Below are 18,592 nucleotides of genomic sequence, written 5' to 3' on the forward strand. Positions count from 1 at the left end.
TTTAGAAGGATATTCGCGGTGGCCCACCGGGAGCGGCCACAGTGGACCCTTCTGGGGACCCTGGCACCGCTCGACCCCCCAGCGGTCAACGGGTTCCCGGCTCGGGGTGGGTCTCTGGGGAGGGCACCTGCCCCGAGTCAAAACTTTCTACGGTCGAGCCCGGCGGGTCCGACCGTCTGATTTCTGCACGCGCAGATGAGCCGCAGCGTCGTCCGGTGGCAGTGATTGCCCGGCGGGTGTCGCGAGCAACACGCGCACGTAGCGGGCGCCGTGATCGTCACGATCGGCCAGAAGAGCCAACGCGTCGGCAAACTTCTTCCTGCTGGCGCGGATCCGGTTGTCCGCCCAGTACGCTCGGCCGAGCAGAAGTTGCAGGTCGGCACGCACCGTGTCGTCGACAGTGCCGGGTGCGCGTGCGATCGCCTGGAGCAAGACCGGCACGGCCGCGGAAGCGCGCCCGGCTGACAGGAGAACTGTGGCGAGGTCGCGTCGCGCGGCCGGGCAGCCGTCGCCGTCGCCGTCGCCGGCGTTGTCGCAGAGGTCGAGCAACGCGGTGAGTACGTCCATGGCCCGGTGCCATCGGCCCCATCGGCAGTAGAGATCGCTCAGCTCAGCCAATGCTGTGCGGGTGCCGGCGTGATCGCCTTGAATGCGTCGGAGGCTCAGTATCCGGACCCAGCTAGCCTCGGCCAGTCGCCTATCGCCGTCACGGTCGGCGCGTTCGGCCTTGCGTGTCAGCAGTTCGATGAGCGCTGCGGGGTTACGATCGTCGATGGCTGCCTGCTCGCTCGTCACGGCAGGGTCGGTGCGCCGCGCTCGGCTTGTGTACGTGGTGAAGTCAAGCCGCAGCGGGCTACCGGTGTAGGTCGGTTGGTCATCCACTGCGTTCACTGTCGCTGTCGAGGTGGCGTCGGGGTCGGCGGATCCAGCGAACCCCGCTTCGCAAGGCGACGTGGCGGGTCCGGGCATCGTGTCAGCAGTCCGTGCGCGTGATCGTTTCCCGCGCCGGCGCCAGAACTACGTCGATGTGTTGAGCGCGAGGGCGTTCAGACGTCGGATCAGGTCGGGCAGCGACATGTCGCACAGTTCAGCCATCCGTTGAAGAGCCCCCAGATCGAAGCGGAAATCGGTGACCTCGGGGTGTTGGCTCAACTGCTGCTGGGCCCACTTCCGCAGCGGGAGCATGTGGGGCTCCACCAGTTCGGCCATCTTTGGCAAGTTCACTGTGACGCCTTCGTGCGTAAGCTGTCGGTGCACTCTGGCGATGAGATTGTGCGGCAGTTCGTTCATCGCCAAGCAGAGCTCGACGAGGCGCACCACAGAGACCTGCCGGGTGCCCTGCTCGTAAGTGGCCAGCGTTTGCACGGAGAGATCAGCCGTCATCCGGGCCAACAGGTGCTTTCGCGTCCAGCCACGTTGACGACGCAGCCTCCCCAACTCATCGGCGAGGATGCGCTGATACGCGCCCCGGTCGAACGCGCTCGGGACGACGGACTCGGCCATCAGTCGCGCCGCGATAGCGTTCTCTTCGAGCTCAGTAGTCTGGGTCTGTTTCTGGTCTGGTAGAACCGGATCTGGCGTGCGGCAGTCGTCTGGGGGCGTGCCCGATTGTCCCGCTTGCGTGAGGTGAACCAGTTCTTGTACCCACTGGTCGACCTGAAGCGGTGTCGGTGTCACGCCGGGCTCGGCGGCGGCCGGGTTTTCGACGGGGCCGTCGGCGTGATCGGGCGAGGGATGAGCGATCATCGGAAGCGAAGTCCTCCTCTAGCGTCGTGTGGTGGCATTCGGCGCGGTGGTTGTGGTTAGGTCCGGTGGGTCGATGGTCAGCCAGCACGACACCATGCGATGGTCGGAGACCGCGGGTCCATCCGGTACGTGCACGGTGTAGGAGCTGGGCACTAGCCTGGCGGGGGTGCGGTTGCTGACGGTGATGCGGTCGATCCGCAGGCCGGAGCCACCGTCGATGGCCGGGTGCACGGTGGGGGTGAAGTCGCCGGCTGCTTCGCCGGTGTCCCACCAGCCGTGTTCGAGGAAGGCGTCGAGGGCCTGGGTGTTGATGCGCCACGTGCCGTCGGGCTGCCGGATCCCTTTCTGGCTCAGCTTGTGGGCCTTGCCCTGGCTGAGACAGAGTTCTCGCCAGTCGTCAGGGAGGTGTTCGTTCGGGTGGGAGCTGGTGGCGTTAAAGTCGCCGCCGAGGATGGCGTTGTGCTGCGCCAGCTGACCGTCCTGGGAGGACAGTCGGTCGAAGCCGGTGTGGCCGCCTGATCCGCTCCAGTGCACGCACTTGAGCAGGACGTCGTGTCCGTTGATGTCGGCCAGCAGCGAGTTGGCCAGGACGTGGCGCCAGTCGTGCGGATACCAGGATCGGGGCCGCACGTAGCGGCGGTCGATGAACAGCCCCGGTGAGTTGATCGATCCCGCCATAGAGGAGAGGAAGGGCGTGTACTGGGCGGCCGGCACCGTGCGCCCGTGCTTATCAAGGGTGGTGCCCCAGAGGGAGTCGAGCACGTCGAGGGCATCGAACAATGGTGTCGAGAGGTAGGTGCGGGCATCGTAGAACGTGCACTCGGACAGGAATAGCACGTGCGGCGGGTGGTCCAAAGTGGACAGCATCTGGCGGAGCAGGGTGTGGTCGTGGCGACGGGTGCCGTAGTTGTATCCGGCGCGTTTTAGGTTGGCGGTCACGACGTGCAGGTCGAGCGCTCCGGACATGGTTGCTGGCCTTTCGTTTCCGGACGCGGCGATCGGGACTGCCGCGGGATGGATAGTGGTGGTGCGGCGCCGCCCCGACGGTCGACGTGCGGATGTGGCGTGGTGGCGGACCCAGCCGCGGAGTGTGGGTTCGGCGACGCCGAGGCTGGTGGCGATACGCGACCAGGGCACGGCGTGCGCCCGTTGCTCGATGGCCGACCACATGCGGAAGGGAGTGCGTTCATAACGCGGCAAGGTCAGCCCGAAGTCCTTCGGCTCAAGAGCGCGGGGTAACCAGTCGGCATCCGGAGTCTCGGTCGTCAGCCGGGCGTGTTCGGCCGCGACGTAGTGGCCGATCGTGGGCCATCGCCGACGCCCCGGCAACGGGTCGGCGGCACGGCCGTCCGGTGAGCCGTCGGCGGCGTTTCGTCGTTGCGAGGTCAGCATCCGGTGATACCGCCGTGGCGCAGCTGCGCATCGTCGCGCTGACACCCACGTCGCCCTTGCCCAGCGATACGCATGGAGCTGCCCTTCTGGTGTGAGTTTCGGGGGATCGCCGGTAGGCGAAATCGCGGTCGGTGGTCGGGAGAGGTGACCTACAGGTCAGTACTCCGGTGGGAGGACGTCGAAGAACGCCGCGAGCAGGGTCGAGTCGTCGCCGAGGAAGTCTCGGACTCGGTGCCAGGTGTGTTGGCAGCGGGTCCAGTGCTCGTGTTCGGCGGTGAGCTCCGTGGGCGTGGAGCCGGTGAGATGGTTTTCCCGGGTGTAGTCGTCCCAGTTCAACCGGCCGTCTTGGGCGTCGCGGGCGAGCAGGAATACCGCCCAGTCCCAATCGAGTGCCCCGGTTCCGGTGTTCCAGTCGTGGACCCAGGTCAGCGCGTAGGGAACGCCGGTGGCGTCGTGCCGTTGCATCCGTAGCGTCCACTGCTGGCGCAGGTGCGGACCGTTCGCGACGGTGCCGAGATCCCAGGAGGTGCAGGTGATGCGGTGCTGGCGGAGGAAGTCGCCGCCGAGGCAGCCGCCGTTGTTGTGGACGTGACCGCACGGGGCGACTGCGGTGAGGTGGGTGCCGGTGCTGGAGGCGCTCATGCGGACGCCGCTTGGCTGATTGCGGCGGGAATTCCCTGTTGCGGTGCGGTGGCGAGAGAGAACCGGTGCAGGACGGTGGAGTCGTAGCGGCACCGGTCCGGGATCTGGACGGTCTCGACCAGGTCGACGGCGGAGACGGTGAGGGTGGCGTGGCCGGGTGCCAGTTGCTTGCGGAGCTGGCGTTGCAGGTCGTCGCTGGAGCCGTGGCCGCCGGCGTAGCAGAGTGCCATGTGCGCGGGGCGGGTGTCGTAGACGGTCGCCTCCGGTCCGCAGACGTCGGCGATGACCGGGCGGGCGCGCTGAAGCAGGTGATCGAAGCCGGCGCGGCGGTGGGTGTCGGCGACGACACCGCGGTGATAAACCAGCGCCGAGCCGATCAGCAAGTCGAACGCCGGCACCTCGGCCAGCGTGCCTTCGAGCGCTGCGATCAGCCGCGCCCGGGTGGCCGTGTCGACGTGTCCCCGGCCGGGGAAGCCGAGAGGCTGGACGGTCAGGTGCAGGCTCTCATCGGGGACCGGTTCGGTGGTGCCCGGGTGATCGGCCATGACGGTGCGGCACTGGGTCACGAAGTCGGCGAAGCCGGGATTGGCACCGAGGTCGGGGATGATCATGAGCTGGAGCTGCCGGTGCCCAGCGGGCCAGAGCCGGTCGGTCTGGAAGAACGGTTCCATCGCGTGGGTCCTCGCAATCGTGGCTGTTGCTGTGGTGGGGCTGTCGGTCAGAGCAGGTCACGCAGGTCGCGGGCGGCGCGCAGGTCGGCGGTCGCGCCGGGGCCAGCGTGCTGCAGCTGGGCGATGAGGGAGTCGGTGAGGCGGCGGGTGATGCCTGTGTCGTTGAGGTGGTAGGCGGTGCGGGCGGTGGCCAGGTCGAGGCCGGAGAGGTAGCGGACGGCGGCGGTGGCGCCGATGCGGGAGCGTGCGTCACTCAGCTCGGCCATCGCCGCACCGGCGTGACCGGCTGCGACCAGAGCGTCGGCGAGCGGGACCGCGGTGCGGGCCGCGCCAAGCGGATCGCGGGCTCGGGTCATTTCCTCGCGTGCAGTGCGCAGGTGCCGGAGAGCGTCGGGGACGCGGCCGAGGGCGAGATGGGTCTGTCCGATCCGACGGTGCAGGACGGCGTGGCCGTGCGGGTCGCGGGCGACCCGCCGTTGTGCCCGCAGCGCCGCATGCAGATCCAGCGATGCGTCGTCAGCGTGGCCCGCGGCAAGCCGGATGCGTCCGCTGAGGGAATACGCCGACGCCACCAGGCGGGGGTCACCGCTGTCGTCGGCGGCCGCGGTCGCGTCGGTCGCGGCGGCCAGGGCCTGGTCGTGGTGGCCGAGGTCGGATAGCGCGGCGCCTTCGCGGGCGCGGAACACCGCCGCGATGGTCAGGTGGCTGCGCTGGGCGGCCGTGTGGCCGGCGTGCTGGACTACGGCGAGGTCGTCGTGGTGGTAGCTGGGTCGGGCCAGGTGCCAGACGGCCTCGGCCAGCTCGACCACGACGTCGTCCCAGCGCCACCCGGCGGCGGTCGTGGCGACCTGGCGCAGCACCTGGTGTTCCCAGCCGAACCAGACGCGGGCGTGGCGTTCGTCGGCGTGGAGATGCGGCCTGGCCTCGTGGGCCGCGGGTGGGCTGAAACGGTGGGCGTCAGGGGCAATGAGCGGGATGGCGGCTGCGGCGGTCGCGGCGTAGAAGTCGATTAGCCGGGCACTCTGCCTGGTGCGCACCGACGGCCGTACCCGGCCACGCAGGCCGGCGGCGTGGCCCTGGCGTCGTTCGGGCAGCTGGTAGCGGTCGCCGGGCCACCGGTCGACGAGCCGCGCGGTGTGCAGCAGCTGTAACGCGTCGGCGACATCGGTCTCATCCAGATCTAGGGCGGCGGCCAGTGGCGCTGCGGTGGTGTCGGGCCCGGGATGATCGACCAGCAGCTCGTAGACCCGCCGCGCGACTTCGGGCAGGTGCTCGTACACGAGGCTCACCGGACTCGCGTCCGGCGGAGCTCGCGCAGAACGTGTGGTCGCGACGCGGCGAGGTTGTGACTCATGCGGAACGTTCCGTCCGAGGGGTCCACCGGCGCAGACGGCTCACACTGGACCGAGTCCACCGGGCCAGCGGCGGCAGGATCTCCACAGCTGGCCACAACACCACGATGACCGCGGCGTAGAGCCACGCCCGGGTGCGCTGGTGCCGGAAGCTCCACCGCCGGCCGGGACGTTGGTCGCGGGCTTCGCGCAGGACGCTGCGCGCGGTGTGGATGCCGAGGGCCGGATACGGCGCACACAGCAGCAGAGTGAACAGGAAATCCATAGGTGTCGGTCTTTTCGAGCGAAGCGGACAGTGGAACGGGCGAGTCAGAACGCCAGCGTCAGGGCGGCAAGCGTGGCCGTGGCGAGGAGCAGCCAGTCAGCGGTGACGATCGCGGTGATGGCTCGCCGTCGGCACAGCTGGACGGATCCGGCTAGGGCGCAGTGCAGCAGCGCGAGGGCGGTGGCGTAGGCGGGGAAGAACTGGGCCAGGTGCAGCCGCAGTGGCGAGCAGCCTGCGGTGGCCGGGTGGGTCAGGCAGCGCCCGTCGAGGACGAGCAGCTCGACCAGGGCGAGGTCGTAGGCGGCGGCTCCGGTACACAGCAGCCGGAGCGGGTGTGCGGCGAGGCGCGCCGTTGCCGCGCGTGCCGGCGACCGGTCGGCGGTCTGCCATGCCGCCTACCGGTTCCACGGGTGGACGGGGCTGGGGCGGCCGTTCTTCCCGCGCATGGTGACCGTCGGATGCGCGCTCACGTACCGATGCACCGTGCCGTAGGAGACGTTCGTGTCCGCTTGGATCCGGCGCAGGCTCAGGCCGCTGTTGTACTGAGCCGCCCATAAATCGGTCAGTTCTTGCGGCGGTGGGTGACGAGGCAAGATCGGTCCTTTCATTCGTTTCTGTCGACGGGCCGGTGTATCCGTTCGGCCGGCTCGCCAAGGTGTCCCCGCCATTCCCGGTGCTGTCGTCGCTCGGGCTGAGCGGCGGAGAGGCCGCCATAGTGGGGTTCAGAGCGCCCTCAGCGCGTCGCTGCATGCGTAGTCGAACTGACACTGTGTCTGAAGAGCGCTTCGTTGGCCTGCCGCAGATCGACGAGTCTCGCCACAAGCTGTTGGCACGATTGCATGTTCACGCCTGACAGGACAGCCGACAACAGGGCCTCGTGTTCGGTCAGGACGCACTCCCGGTCCGTGAAGTAGGTCGCTCCATTTCCACCGATCGACTGCTGTGCTTGCGAAATCGTGAGCTTGAGGTCTCCGACCGAGAACGTCATGGACGCGTCATGCTTCCCGCGCGATCGTCACGCAACAGCGTGCGCACGATCAGGGCCAGCGCCACGGCAGCTCCGATCAGTACGAATAGGATGCGGCGGCGGCCGCAGGTGCGCGGCTGGTGGTTCGCCATCAGATCTTCTTTTCCTCGGCGGTAGCGGTTCTTCCGCTCGTGCCGGGGGTTCGGCTGCCGCAGAACCGACAGTGCTGGTGGGAGCAGAGGTTCGACCGGTGCGCGAGGACTTCCACGAGGACGCCGCGGCTGTCGCCTTTGTCGCGGCAAGCCTGGGCAATCCGGTCGATCTTGGCGATGACATCTGCGGCTTCGTCGTCGGCCATGAGCCTCACGCCGAACGGGGAGAGAATGTCGCCGACGAATGTTCGCGTGCGACCGCGCCTAGTGGTCGCCACTGTCGTCAGGCCGGATGGCGGCGGGAGGAGGTGTTCGAAGCCATAGATGCGGAGGCTGACGTGCGTCAGCCCGATCAGGCAGATCAGGTGCCGTACCTGCCCGGTGACGATTTCCGATCCGGGGGCGAAGGCGGCGAGCCGGTACAGAGCCGCTTCGCTCAGGATCACCTCTATCCGAGGGCACCCGCGACCGTTGATCGCGGTGACCCGCCACGGATGAAGGCGCATCCACAGGCGTGCCCGCGTTACTGGAGCGTTTTGACCACAGAACCGGGCATACTCTGGCGTTTTGAGGAGATCGGGGATGGTTTCCCCGCCGTAACAGCGGATCTGCGCCGCGGTCTTCTCGCAGAAGGCTTGACGCAGCGCGGTCAGTGCAGTGTTCATGCGCCCCTCGATTCGTTCGCCATGCTGTCGGCCCGACTGTCGATGCCGGGGACTGTGCGAAGACGGTCGGAGGAAACCGTTGCGTCCGTTGGGGGATCGGCGTCACGGGGTTGGTCGGGATGGGCTGCGCGGGGGCGAGTGCGAGCGAGAAGGGCGACGCGCAGGGATAAGCCGGCGGCGTCGGAGTCCGCGACGAACGGCACGCCGGACCCGTCCGCCAGGTGTACGAGATCCCGCAACTGGCGATCGACAGCGTCGGCGTCTTCGACAGCAATCGGTCCGCCTTCGTCGGCGGTCCGAGCGGCGAGCCTGCTGACGTGGGTGTCGGACCCATCGCCGTGAGCGGGGGCGGTGAGCTGGCTGATGGCCGCGAGGCTCCCGTCCGGGGCGGCGTCGAACAGCCCCAGGATGACGGCCAGGGTGAGGCTGGCTGGGCGAAGTAGTCCCGCGGCCAGAATACCCAGCGGGGCGGCGCCGGTCAGCAGCTGAGCCACCGCGGGCACGGTCGCGATGTCGTGGTGGCGGTGAGCGGTCAGGTGATGAACGTCGGCGCGGTCGGCGGCAGCGCCCCGGTCGATGACGCTGTGCAGGCGCCGGGTGACCAGGTTGTGTTCGATCACCACGATCTGTGCGCCCGCCTCGTGCAGGTCCGCCAGCGTGGACGAGCTGGCCCAAATCGGATATCCGCCGGTGCCGAGGAACAGGAACCGACGGAGGCCGTGTTCGAGCATGGTGTGCGCAGCCGTTCTGTCCCAGGTGGCGCCGGTGATCGCGAGACGGGGCAGGCGCGGATGCTCGGCGATGAGGGCGTCGCCGCACTCGCGGTCGATGGTGAGGTTGTGGCTATAGCCGAGCAGGTAGTCGACGATCGCGTCCAGGCGTGGGCACTCGATGTCGAGGACCGTGCCCTCGGCGGAACGAGGTCCAGCGCTGCATGCGGACTCAGGCAACATCGGCTGTCCTCTCCTGTTCGTGTGGCGAGGCGGTTGTGCGCAGGGGAATGTGGGCCAGCGCGCACACGTCCAGCCGGGCGATCTCGGGAACCTGCAACGGCGGGCCGGAGGGCCACCACTGGTGACAGGGCACGAATCCGGGTTCCACCACCTCGGTACCAGAGGAGATGATCTCGGTGCCGGCCAGCATCGCATTCAGCTCGGCACGGATCGCGCAGCCGCCACCGAACAGCGGTGTTCGCCGCAGTGCGTCGCTCAGTTGTCGCACCGTCGGTCGCCAGGTGGGTGTGTGCGGGTCGAGCAGGTGAGTGAGCCCGATGAACGACCCAGCCGGCAGATGCCCGATGTGGTCGCGGACCACCGCGGCGGCGTGCTCGCGGTCGCCCGGGAACAGGGGTACGTGACCGATCAGCAGGAAGCCGACCGGTTCTGCGGTCCCAAGGGAAACGTCTCGGGCGATCGTGGGCCACAGCACGTGGGCGTGGATGGGATCGACGTCGACGACGTGGATCATGTCCGGGTCCGTGACGGTCGCGTACGTGCGGTACCGGGCGGCCAATGCCACGTCGGGTTCGACGAACACCAGTTTCGGCGCATCGAGGCCGGAGGAGCGCAGGATCGGGACGAATGCTTGCCGGTCCGGCATTCCGGCTCCAGCGATGACGATCTGCCGGAGGCCGACGTGGTGGGTGAGGAACCGGACCGCGCGTTCGGCGAAGCCTTGCTCGGCGCGAAACAGGTAGCCGATCTCCGGGGAGACGCCGAGCAGCTTGCGCGCGGCTGCGCGGTCGATGTCGTCGAGGTCTGGGCTGTCGCTGAAGTAGGACGACATGCGCGTCCACGATGCCCGTGTCGGCTCCGTCGCGGGTGGTGTCTTTTTCTGGTTCATGTGTTTCCCAAAGGCATGCTCGCTGACGGTGAGCGAGCGGCGTCGTGACAAGAGATTCGGGTTTCTGCGCGGTGCGAGGAGTGGAGTGCCGATCGGCGCGTCCCTGGGGATGCCGACCGGCACCCCGCATCGCGGTCTGAACTTGTTGAGTCCCGCTGGCTTCAGTCCGCGATGTGCTGGCCTGACATGTCCTGGAACCGGGCGTCCGCAGCGCACGTCACGCCCGGCTCCACTGTGAAGAAATGCCAGGTCCCTTTTGTAATTCCGCGTGTGATGTCGGGTCGCACGCGGAACCCTTCGTTCGGCGGGCCGGCACAGCCCACCGAAACTACGTGTGAATCTGCCGTCACACCAGGCCTAGCTCGCCCCGGTCTCGTTCCGTCTCAGGCGAATTCGGGTGTCGGGGATCGACGATCCCTGTCTGGCGACGGCTCATGCTCATCGGTATCGCCTGAGAGAACCCGTCATCCGCGTTCGCGCCTCCGGCGAGCTAGTGCAGGCGGTACCGGCGATTGCGGGTGTCATGGACTAAGTGGGGTTGACGAGATCTTCTGATGCTGCGTCGGTCGGCGGTTCTCAGCCGATCGGGGCCAACACCGGCGGATTGTGGGTTGCGGCGGTGGGTGCGCCGGGCAGCAGCCGGTGGATCTGCTGCCTGATCCACGACGCGTAGGAACTGAGGTCGGTGTAGATGGCCGCGCTGCCGCAGAAAGCGGCGATGGTGCGGGAGGCCGCGCCGAGCAGGTACCAGTCACCGCCGTGGCGCTGCAACAGGCCGGAGCCGGAGTCACCGGAGCAGACGCCACCGCCGGTCGGCGGGACCCCGGCGCACAGCTCGCCAGCGCCGATGCCGCCCGGGGTGCACTGGCTCGCGCGCAGGAGCGGGACGTCGAGCTGGCTGAGCTGGGCGGGTGCGGGGCCAGTCCAGGCGGCGGGGTCGGTGGTGATGCCCCAGCCGATCGCTCGTGCGGGCTGCCACAGCCGCGCGGGGGCGATGCGGGCCGGGCGGACACCGTCGACGTGGCCGGCGAACCGGATGAGGGAGGCATCCCAGATCTTGCCGTCCGGGTCCGGTAGGCCCCAGGCCCAGCGCGGCGGGACGACGATCTTGCTGCCGGTGCGGACGACACCGCCCTGCAACCGGTTGGGTGAGCCGAATCTCGCGTGGTAGGTCGCGGGGTCGCCGCGGTCGATGGTGGGGTCGCGCAGGTCGGTGCGGAAGCTGGCGAAGATCTTCTTCGCCTGAGGGGTCATCCGCGCTTGCTCGGCCAGGCTGGGTGGGTTGCTCAGGCAGTGGCTGGCTGACGCGGCCACCGCGGCCGGCTGGCCGGTTTCGTCGTAGCCCTGGGCGAGCAGGGTGACTCCGCAGGAGTGCCAGTCCGGGTCGTCGTGGTCGAGCAGCTGCAAGGATCCGGCGCCGGCGTAGGCGATCGGGGCGGGGTCGCCGCCGACGATCCGCGGGGACGCCGTGGCGGTGGGCGGTGCGGGGGCAGGTGTGCCGGTGTCGGCGGTGGCAGCGGAGACGCCGGTCAGCATCGGCAGCAGCGCCAGGGCTGCTGCGAGTGTCTTTCTGAAACGCACGAGCAACAATGTCCCTTCACAGTCGTGGTTTTCGCGCGGCCGTCGGACGCGGCGCGCGTAGGTGGTGCCTGGCCGTGCTCAGGAGCCGTGAGCACGGCCAGGCACCGATTGGTCACCCGCGACCCGGTGAGGGCCGGTTGCTGGACCCTGGGATCGCGAGTGGGTGACCGGCCACCCTCGGGTAGCCGGTCGTCTCCGGGCAACCGGTGTCCTCGCGCAGGTATCCCGTTTCGTGCGAGGGCAACGGCTCCGGATCCCGGCCCGCCCGCGACATCGGGGCGTGGACGGGCAGGAAGTCAGGTGCCTGCTGGCCGCCAAGGCGGGTCGGGCAGTTCGTGGGCCGGTGCGGGTTTCTGGGCAAGGACCGCGGCGTTGAGATACCCGCAGACCGGCGGGTTCGGTGGCCCGTCGGGGTACCAGTCGAATGCCGGGGTGATCCCGGGAGGCACGAGGTTTGTGCCTGCGACCATCGCCTCGATCTCGCTGCGGGTGGCGAGAGTTCCCGTTCCGGGACCGACCTCGTGTAGTGCTGACTCGAGTTCGAGGGCGTGGGCGGCCATTTCGGGATGTTCGGGGACGAGCAGGTGCGTCATCGCCAGGAACGAGCCGGTGGGCAGGTGCCCGATGTGTTCCTGCACCACGCGTGCGACCTCGCCGCGGCTGCCGCCGTGAAACGACATCACGCCGGCCAGAATCAACGCCAGCCGTTCGTACTGTGGCGAGATCGACGCCGGGCATTCGTGGTTGGGGCCGCAGAGGCTGTCCCACATTCGCGTGGGATCCCAGGGATCGGCGCCGAGGACGTAGACGCTGTCCCGTTCGTCGGCCATCGTGCGCAGCACTGCACGGGTCAGCGGGTCCCGTTCCACGTAGATGACGTTGGCGCGGGTCCGGGCGCGGTGGTTGTTCTCGCAGCGCCGGATGTAGGAGTGCAGGTCGTTACCGGTCAGGCTGGGAAGTCCGACGCCGGCGATCACGAAGGTGTCGATTCTGTGGTACTTGATCAGGTAGTTGACGGCGCGGTCGAGGAATTCGCGCTCGGACCGGAACACGAACCCCGCGTGCGGGATGCGCCGCGTTAGCGCGCGGGCGGCGTCGTGTTCGTTGAGGTGGGCGTCTTTGCCGGATGGGATGCGACGGCCGTCGCTGAGGCCCTCGCGGAAGGCGTCGTAGAGGTAGGCCAGGTTCACGCGGTCCGGGTTGGTTCCGCACGGTGTCCACCATGCCGGGATGTTTGTGACCGGTTCGCGGACAAGGTTGTGGGGCGAGCTGTGTTTCTGGGTCATGGGTGTACCGGTGCCTCGGTGGAGAGCAGGATGGTCAGGTGCGCGATGCTTAGGCGGCAGCGGTCCGCGAGCACCGCGAGCTCATCGGGGGCGAGCCCGCGAAACGCTGGTTCTCCGGCGTGGAGTTGTTGTTGTGCCCAGCGGGCGGCGGGACGGAGCGTGTTGAGCGAGGTGGCGGCCAGTGCGGTGAGGTCGACGGCGAGGTCGGGGTTCCAGCCGATGCGGCGCTCAGCGCGGGCCAGCAGCTCGGACGGCCGGATCAGGTAGATCCGGCCGGCGTCGCCGAGCCGGCGCAGGGACATCGAACGGGTGGCTTTCTCCCACGTGATGAGGGCCTTCGGCACCGCCCGGCCGTTGGACCAGGCGGCGAGCGCAGCGCGGGACCAGCCGCGGTCTTCTCGCTGCTGCTGCAGTTCCGCGCCCACGGCGTGGGCGAGGTCGCCGGTGTCGGTCGGGCTCATCAGGATCGTCCAAGGCGTGCTGGAGAGGGTGGATGGTGTCGGGAAAGTCGGGATCTCGAGTCGGCCAGTGCCGCACGCGAGCCGTGGGTGTCTGCGAGTCGAGATAGTCGTGGAGAGGTCGCGCGCGGGCGATGCTCCACCAGTAGGTCTCGGGTCTCGCGCCGTCGGTCACCGGCATAGCGGCTCCGCGTTAGCCTCGGGCTTTACCGACTGGTCAGCAGCGGCTCCGGCGTCGCCGATGTCGCAGCCGGGTTTCTCGCAGGTGACCGCAGCGGTGGTGGCGCGGTAGCGCGGGGTGCGGCTTCGTGTCGCCGCGGCGATGTCGCCGCGGGACGTCGCCGACATGCAGGCAGGTGCGAGCGCGCCGGTGGCGTCGAACGTCGCGACGTGGATGCCGTGGACGCGCGGATGATTGGTGGAGGGCGACCGGAGGACTGTTGCGGTTGGCCGAGCAGTCGGTGGTGCCGGCGGGGCATGAGCCACAACTTCCATCGGTGATCACGCTCTCGTTTCGGGTGTTGGTCTGTGGAGCGCCCCGGCCGCCCGGAATCGGGGAGTTCGAGTGCGGCCGGGGCGCGCGGACCGGACAGCAAGGGGTGTGTCGTCTGTCCGGGCCGGGCTTATCGGGGCGGTCACGATCGCGGTACTGGATCGTCTGGGCCTGCGGTCGGGCCGGTGTCTGCCGCCGGTGTCAGGCGGGCGGAGATGACGCCCATGACGGCCGCGAGGCGCTCGTACATCGGCGCTTCGTAGGCTGGCGGGATCAAGGCGGTGTCTCCCCAGCCCACCAGCCACGCCGTCGACCACGTTTGCGCGTACGTCAACGCTTGCTCCGAGCCCGGGCGAAGGAACCTCAGCGCGTGGCCCCAACGCATGTCGTGCCTGCATGATGGCAACGTGTCGTTGCGCGCTTCGCCGCGCCCACGGCGACTTCACGGCGTCCACAACCGCGGAGCCGAGCCGATCACGAGGCGGGGCGCGAGCGGGCTGCTGGGGTCGGGGAGGTCGACGAGCTGATGCAGGATGCCGGGGGCGTCGCCGGTGCGTTCCCAGACTGTCCCGCCGGCGCGGTCGACGCGGATGGCGGCGGCGTCGGTCTCGCTCTTGATACGGAGTGCGTCGACGAAGCCGTCTTCCTCCCACGTGAACGAGCCGGTGACCCGCTCGGGAAGGCCGTTGGTGTCGAACTCGGGGTGGAAGTCCCAGCCGCGCTTCAGCAAGGTGATGAAAGGATCGGAGGCTGGTTCGTCGGCGAGAAACGCGAACGGACTCGTGACAGGCATGGTCATCGTCGATCACGTCCCGAGGCGTCGGGCTCTGCTCCGTGCGGACGAGAATTCCGACTGCTGACTCGGATCTGCTTTCGGCTGGCCACCCATTGCTGGATTAGGCCGATGGCGAAGGCGATGGCGAACAGCGCAGTGAACGTAATCGGCAGCAGCGTTGCCAGCGATGCGAAGTCCATTGTCACCGTGCTCTCCTCACGTTTACCGTCTCGGCGCATTTCTGGGTGAACAACCGACTGCGCTTCGAATCAGGCGGTCGAATGGGTGTATCGGGTAGCCTGGTAGCTACGGGGCGTGATGGGAATCGAAACGCCGTTCGCAACTGTTCGCAGCGAGGCGGGAGATCATGCACGAGCTGGGTGAGCGACTGCGGGCGGCACGCGAAGCCGCCAGGATCAGCCTGTCGGCGATGGCGGCGAGAACGCACTACAGCAAGACATACCTCTGGCAGCTGGAGCACGGCGAACGCGCCGTGAAGCCGGAGCACGTGACCGCCTACTCGCGTGCGTTGAACATTGCCGTGGACGCGCTGTACGGGCCGTCGATGGACCCGCTGCGCCTGGCGCACGAATGGCTCGTGTCCGACACGCCCGTGGTCGCGCACCGGAAGGCAGGACGTCGCGTCGGCGCCAGCCTCGTCCAGGAGCTGGAGAGGCGCGTGATCGAGCTTCGCCACCTGGACGACACAGTCGGCGGAGGGGATCTGAGCCCGCTGGTCCAGCGCGAACTGGCGGACGCCGCCGACGTCGTGAACGATGGCAGCTACACCGAGCCGGTAGGCCGACGGCTGCGCGTAGCGGTCGGTGAGCTCGCGCAGCTGGCCGGATGGGTCGCCAGCGACGCCGGAGCGTACTTGCAGGCCGAGCACACGTATCTGGACGGTGTTTCCGCAGCTCGCGAAGCCGGGGACAGTGCGCTGGTCGGGCAGCTGTTCTCGTCGCTGTCCTACCAGATGGCGAACGTGGGCGATTTGGCCGACGCCCGTCTGCTGGCCAGGAGCGCGGTGACCGGGGCCCGACGAGCCCCACCGGTGGTCCGCACTCTCCTGCTGGAACGCCTCGCGTGGGCCAGCGCACGGGCTCGTGACCGGGACGCCACCCGGCGGGCGCTGGATGCGGTTGACATTGCTTTCGACCAGCGGACCGTCGACGTTGCGGAACCCGAATGGGTGTATTGGATGTCGCGGGACGAGATTGATGTCATGGCGGGCCGGTGCCTGATCGAGCTGGGTGACCCGGGCGCCGCAGCGCCGCTGCTGACGGCTGCGATCGACCGTTACGACCACGCGCACGCCCGTGAGGTGGCGCTGTACCGGACGTGGCTGGCTGAGTCCTACGCTCGCGCTGGCGAGCTGGACGCGGCCCGTGCCGCGTTTAGCGAGGCGAGAGCTAGTGTCCCGTGATTCTGATGCCATTACTTGGCGTTGTTGTCGACGAGCTTCTTGATGTTGACCTGGACGAGTTTGACTTTGGCCAGGATTTCGTCGGCGGTGGCGGTCCAGGTGAAGGGCTGGGCGGTGGTGTTCCAGTGCGTGATGTAGTCGCGGATCTGTTTGATCAGGATCTTGACGCTGGTGAAGGTGCCGCGGCGGATGGACTGGCGGGTGATGATCCCGAACCAGGTCTCGATCTGGTTGATCCAGGAGGATCCCTTGGGGGTGAAGTGGAACCGCACGTGCGGGTTGTCCGAGAGCCAGGCCATGACCTCCGGCGTGGTGTGGGTCGAGAGGTTGTCCAGCACGACGTGGACCTCCTTGCCCGCGTGCGGTTTCACGGCCTTCTTCAGGAACGCCAGGAAGCGCGCGCCGTCGCGGGTCGGAGTGCACTCGCCCAGGACTTCGCCGGTACCCACGTTCAACGCGGCGAACAGGTTCGTGGTGCCGTGGCGAACATAGTCATGCGTGCGCTTCTCGGCCGCGTCGAAGTCGATCGGCAGCAGCGGCTGAGTCCGGTCCAGGGCCTGGATCTGGGTTTTCTCGTCGATCGAGAGCACCACCGCGCCGCCGGGCGGCTCCAGATACAACCCGACGATGTCGGCGACCTTCGCAGCGAACTCCGGATCCTTGCTGACCTTGAACGTGCCGTGACGATGGGGTCTGATCCCGTTGTCCCGCCAGAGTTTCGCGACATAGTGGTAAGACACGGACACGCCTTCGGTGCGGGCGATGAACGCGGCCATCTCCCGGCTCGACCAGTGCGACAGCCCGGTGGGCACCGGCGGGCTGGTCCGGCTCAGCGCCAGGATCCGAGCCCGGATCGACGCTGCGACCTGTTCGCGAGCCGCACCCCGCGGCCGGTCGAGCAGGCCGGCAATGCCCTCCGCGCCGTAGCGGTCCAGCCACAGATCCACCGTCGGCCGCGACACCCCGGCCAGCACGGCGACATCCTTCTTCTGCCTGCCCTCGGCGCACCACAACACAATCCGGGCTCTCGTCGCGACCGTCGCCGCCACGTCCGGGCTGTACACCAGGGCCTGCAACTCCGCGCGCTGCTCCGTCGTCAACTCCACCGAGTCAGCCAACACCATGCCCAGTCAACCCGACGTAAACCAAACGGAATCACGGGACACTAGCTCGTCGGAGGTCAACTCCGCGAGACTTGCGCGCCGGATGGGCGAGGTCGAGCTGCTCATCCGGGATCAATAAGTGCTCGCCGATTCTTGTGCCGCGTACCGTCAGGCTGGCTGACGAGAGACGCGATGGGGCCTGGGGGGAGGAATCCAGGTCGGGCTGTTGGCGGTGGCCGCGAACGCTGATCTGCGTAGTTCGACGCATGCTTTGCACGGTGGAACGGGACACCGGGATCGCCTCAATCGTTGCTCGCGGTCTCTGGTTGGCACCCCGACGACCGGGTTATTCACGGCGAACGAAGGTCGTGCGTGCGGGAGTTCGTCCGTGACCTCGGAGGCAAGAGGAAGATCAACTGGCCGCCGAGGTGCCAGACGCCACGATATGACGGCTACTGACCGGTAACCCGAACTGTCAGTTCGGGTAGGTGAAAGGTGCAGGCTTGCCTAGGCCGGTAAGCCGATCCGGTTGGCGAACTGCGAGGCCACGACTGACTCGGTCCGTCGCCCGCGCTCCAAGACGGTCCGGATGAGTGAATGGGCTGCGGGTCGAAAATGGACATCTTCCGGCGCGTCAACTTCAGCTGCCTTCAAGAGAGCGAGCGTCTGGGCGAAGTCGCGACGCTGCGCGTAGCCCTTGGCTTGGTCGAGCAGAAAGGCCACACGCCGCTCAATCGAGGGCGATCGCTCGTGGTCGATCTGCGCGGCCAGCCGCAAACCCTCCACGGATTCGCCAGACTCCACCTCGATCGACACGGCGTACATGGCCACGTTTGTCGGCCCGAACGCCGTCCAGCAGACGTTGCGGTCGCCAACTCGCTCGGCCAGTGGCGCGGCCTGGCGGAGCCTGTCCCGACCAGTCCAGACATTGCCCGCGCGGACAGCCGCCACTGCAGCGATCAGCAAGAGGGCACCCGCCATCGCCGCGGCGTCGAGATCGTCAGGGGCGAGAGCTGATCGGAGGCTGGCAAGGGCCTTCATAGCTTCCCCTTCCGCATTCTCTGCTTGGCCGTCTGCGAGCATGACCTGAATAAGGTTCCACCGCGCTCCGGCCAGCCGAATCGGGTCGTCGGCTTGCTCAGCCGCTCGCTGCGCGCGGTCAACAGCGAGGAGCGGCAGATCGACGCGGCCGACGCGCTTTGTCACGGTCCGGATGAGGCCATACAAATCGGCGGATACAGCTTGAGCCTGGCGCCGCTGCTTACCTGACGCGCAGCGGATTGTCGCTTCCGTTGCTGCGATGAGTTCCGGCAGGTCGGTGGTCAGTTCGCTATAGCGGTGACCGGAGGTTTGCCAGGTACTCCAGGCTTCGCGGACCTGGCGGCCGAGCTCGCCAACCGGAAGCGGGCTGGCTGTCGCCTGCGTGGTCATGGCACGGTAGATCGCGTCCGCGGTCACGTTGGATGCGCGCCGAACCGGTGCTGCCGGCCGACTGTTGAGCAGGTCGCCCGGCTCAATGCCCAACACGTCGGCCAGTCGAGTGAGCACCGGGATCGTGGGGAGCTTCTGCCCTCGCTCGATCTGGTAAAGGTAGTCCGGTGTGATACCGGTGAGCCCGGCGACGACGGTCTTCGTCTGGTGAGCGGCCGTGCGGTAGAACCGCAGCCGGTCACCCACTACCCGTGCCAACTCGTCGTTCACGATCTCGCGTCGCCTCCAGTAGGGCGTCTGACCAGGCCATATGGTATCGCGCCGCGTTCGATTCGTCACGGATGGCAC

The 18,592-nt window shown here is 68.1% G+C and carries 21 protein-coding genes; 1 reads left to right on the forward strand and 20 read right to left on the reverse strand.

What is annotated here, in order from left to right; translation table 11 throughout:
• Positions 1-147: 147 nt before the first annotated feature.
• From ACZ7OH_RS27870 to ACZ7OH_RS27955, 18 genes are all read right to left on the reverse strand, one after another.
• Complete coding sequence (locus ACZ7OH_RS27870) at positions 148-882, reverse strand: hypothetical protein (RefSeq protein ID WP_470283503.1); 735 nt, start codon at positions 880-882, stop codon at positions 148-150.
• Positions 883-1,017: 135 nt separating this feature from the next.
• A complete protein-coding gene (locus tag ACZ7OH_RS27875) occupies positions 1,018-1,746 on the reverse strand; it encodes a helix-turn-helix domain-containing protein (protein ID WP_470283504.1) in 729 nt (242 codons plus the stop codon).
• Between the two features lie 18 nt (positions 1,747-1,764).
• A complete protein-coding gene (locus ACZ7OH_RS27880; protein WP_470283505.1) occupies positions 1,765-3,138 on the reverse strand; it encodes an endonuclease/exonuclease/phosphatase family protein in 1,374 nt (457 codons plus the stop codon).
• A 156-nt stretch (positions 3,139-3,294) separates the two neighbouring features.
• Complete coding sequence (locus ACZ7OH_RS27885; RefSeq protein ID WP_470283506.1) at positions 3,295-3,780, reverse strand: hypothetical protein; 486 nt, start codon at positions 3,778-3,780, stop codon at positions 3,295-3,297.
• The gene (locus ACZ7OH_RS27890) at positions 3,777-4,451 is read right to left on the reverse strand and encodes a 2'-5' RNA ligase family protein (protein WP_470283507.1); all 675 of its coding nucleotides are present in this window, start codon (positions 4,449-4,451) and stop codon (positions 3,777-3,779) included. The genes ACZ7OH_RS27885 and ACZ7OH_RS27890 overlap by 4 nt, the downstream gene beginning before the upstream one ends.
• Before the next feature lie 47 nt (positions 4,452-4,498).
• Positions 4,499-5,740, reverse strand: coding sequence for a hypothetical protein (locus ACZ7OH_RS27895; protein ID WP_470283508.1), 1,242 nt, complete (start codon positions 5,738-5,740; stop codon positions 4,499-4,501).
• A gap of 61 nt (positions 5,741-5,801) precedes the next feature.
• Positions 5,802-6,068 carry a hypothetical protein gene (locus tag ACZ7OH_RS27900; RefSeq protein ID WP_470283509.1) on the reverse strand — a complete coding sequence of 89 codons (267 nt, stop codon included), beginning with the start codon at positions 6,066-6,068 and terminating at the stop codon, positions 5,802-5,804.
• A gap of 395 nt (positions 6,069-6,463) precedes the next feature.
• The gene (locus ACZ7OH_RS27905; protein WP_470283510.1) at positions 6,464-6,661 is read right to left on the reverse strand and encodes a helix-turn-helix domain-containing protein; all 198 of its coding nucleotides are present in this window, start codon (positions 6,659-6,661) and stop codon (positions 6,464-6,466) included.
• Positions 6,662-6,801: 140 nt separating this feature from the next.
• Entirely contained in the window at positions 6,802-7,056 is a 255-nt protein-coding gene (locus tag ACZ7OH_RS27910; RefSeq protein ID WP_470283511.1) for a hypothetical protein, read from the reverse strand.
• Positions 7,053-7,187, reverse strand: coding sequence for a hypothetical protein (locus ACZ7OH_RS27915; RefSeq protein ID WP_470283512.1), 135 nt, complete (start codon positions 7,185-7,187; stop codon positions 7,053-7,055). The genes ACZ7OH_RS27910 and ACZ7OH_RS27915 overlap by 4 nt, the downstream gene beginning before the upstream one ends.
• Positions 7,187-7,852 (reverse strand): Scr1 family TA system antitoxin-like transcriptional regulator, encoded by a 666-nt coding sequence (locus ACZ7OH_RS27920; protein ID WP_470283513.1) that lies wholly within the window; start codon positions 7,850-7,852, stop codon positions 7,187-7,189. The genes ACZ7OH_RS27915 and ACZ7OH_RS27920 overlap by 1 nt, the downstream gene beginning before the upstream one ends.
• Positions 7,849-8,805 carry an SAM-dependent methyltransferase gene (locus tag ACZ7OH_RS27925; RefSeq protein ID WP_470283514.1) on the reverse strand — a complete coding sequence of 319 codons (957 nt, stop codon included), beginning with the start codon at positions 8,803-8,805 and terminating at the stop codon, positions 7,849-7,851. The genes ACZ7OH_RS27920 and ACZ7OH_RS27925 overlap by 4 nt, the downstream gene beginning before the upstream one ends.
• Positions 8,795-9,694: an SAM-dependent methyltransferase gene (locus ACZ7OH_RS27930; RefSeq protein WP_470283773.1), complete on the reverse strand. Its 900-nt coding sequence runs from the start codon at positions 9,692-9,694 to the stop codon at positions 8,795-8,797. Before ACZ7OH_RS27930 ends, ACZ7OH_RS27925 begins: the two co-directional genes overlap by 11 nt.
• Before the next feature lie 576 nt (positions 9,695-10,270).
• A complete protein-coding gene (locus tag ACZ7OH_RS27935; RefSeq protein ID WP_470283515.1) occupies positions 10,271-11,275 on the reverse strand; it encodes a S1 family peptidase in 1,005 nt (334 codons plus the stop codon).
• Positions 11,276-11,571: 296 nt separating this feature from the next.
• Entirely contained in the window at positions 11,572-12,561 is a 990-nt protein-coding gene (locus ACZ7OH_RS27940) for an SAM-dependent methyltransferase (RefSeq protein WP_470283516.1), read from the reverse strand.
• Positions 12,558-13,022 (reverse strand): helix-turn-helix domain-containing protein, encoded by a 465-nt coding sequence (locus tag ACZ7OH_RS27945; RefSeq protein WP_470283517.1) that lies wholly within the window; start codon positions 13,020-13,022, stop codon positions 12,558-12,560. Before ACZ7OH_RS27945 ends, ACZ7OH_RS27940 begins: the two co-directional genes overlap by 4 nt.
• A 932-nt stretch (positions 13,023-13,954) precedes the next feature.
• The gene (locus ACZ7OH_RS27950; protein ID WP_470283518.1) at positions 13,955-14,311 is read right to left on the reverse strand and encodes a hypothetical protein; all 357 of its coding nucleotides are present in this window, start codon (positions 14,309-14,311) and stop codon (positions 13,955-13,957) included.
• On the reverse strand, positions 14,308-14,493 hold the full coding sequence (locus ACZ7OH_RS27955; protein WP_470283519.1) for a hypothetical protein: 186 nt from the start codon (positions 14,491-14,493) through the stop codon (positions 14,308-14,310). Before ACZ7OH_RS27955 ends, ACZ7OH_RS27950 begins: the two co-directional genes overlap by 4 nt.
• Before the next feature lie 161 nt (positions 14,494-14,654).
• On the opposite strand from ACZ7OH_RS27955, the gene ACZ7OH_RS27960 reads away from it, so the two are divergent.
• Complete coding sequence (locus ACZ7OH_RS27960; RefSeq protein WP_470283520.1) at positions 14,655-15,710, forward strand: helix-turn-helix domain-containing protein; 1,056 nt, start codon at positions 14,655-14,657, stop codon at positions 15,708-15,710.
• A gap of 11 nt (positions 15,711-15,721) precedes the next feature.
• Here the strand turns inward: ACZ7OH_RS27960 and ACZ7OH_RS27965 are convergent, their stop codons facing one another.
• The gene (locus ACZ7OH_RS27965; protein WP_470283521.1) at positions 15,722-16,816 is read right to left on the reverse strand and encodes an IS630 family transposase; all 1,095 of its coding nucleotides are present in this window, start codon (positions 16,814-16,816) and stop codon (positions 15,722-15,724) included.
• Between the two features lie 504 nt (positions 16,817-17,320).
• Positions 17,321-18,514, reverse strand: a complete 1,194-nt coding sequence (locus ACZ7OH_RS27970; RefSeq protein ID WP_470283522.1) for a helix-turn-helix domain-containing protein — start codon at positions 18,512-18,514, stop codon at positions 17,321-17,323.
• Between the last annotated feature and the right edge of the window lie 78 nt (positions 18,515-18,592).

The sequence above is a fragment of the Amycolatopsis sp. NPDC114478 genome, from assembly GCF_055633805.1.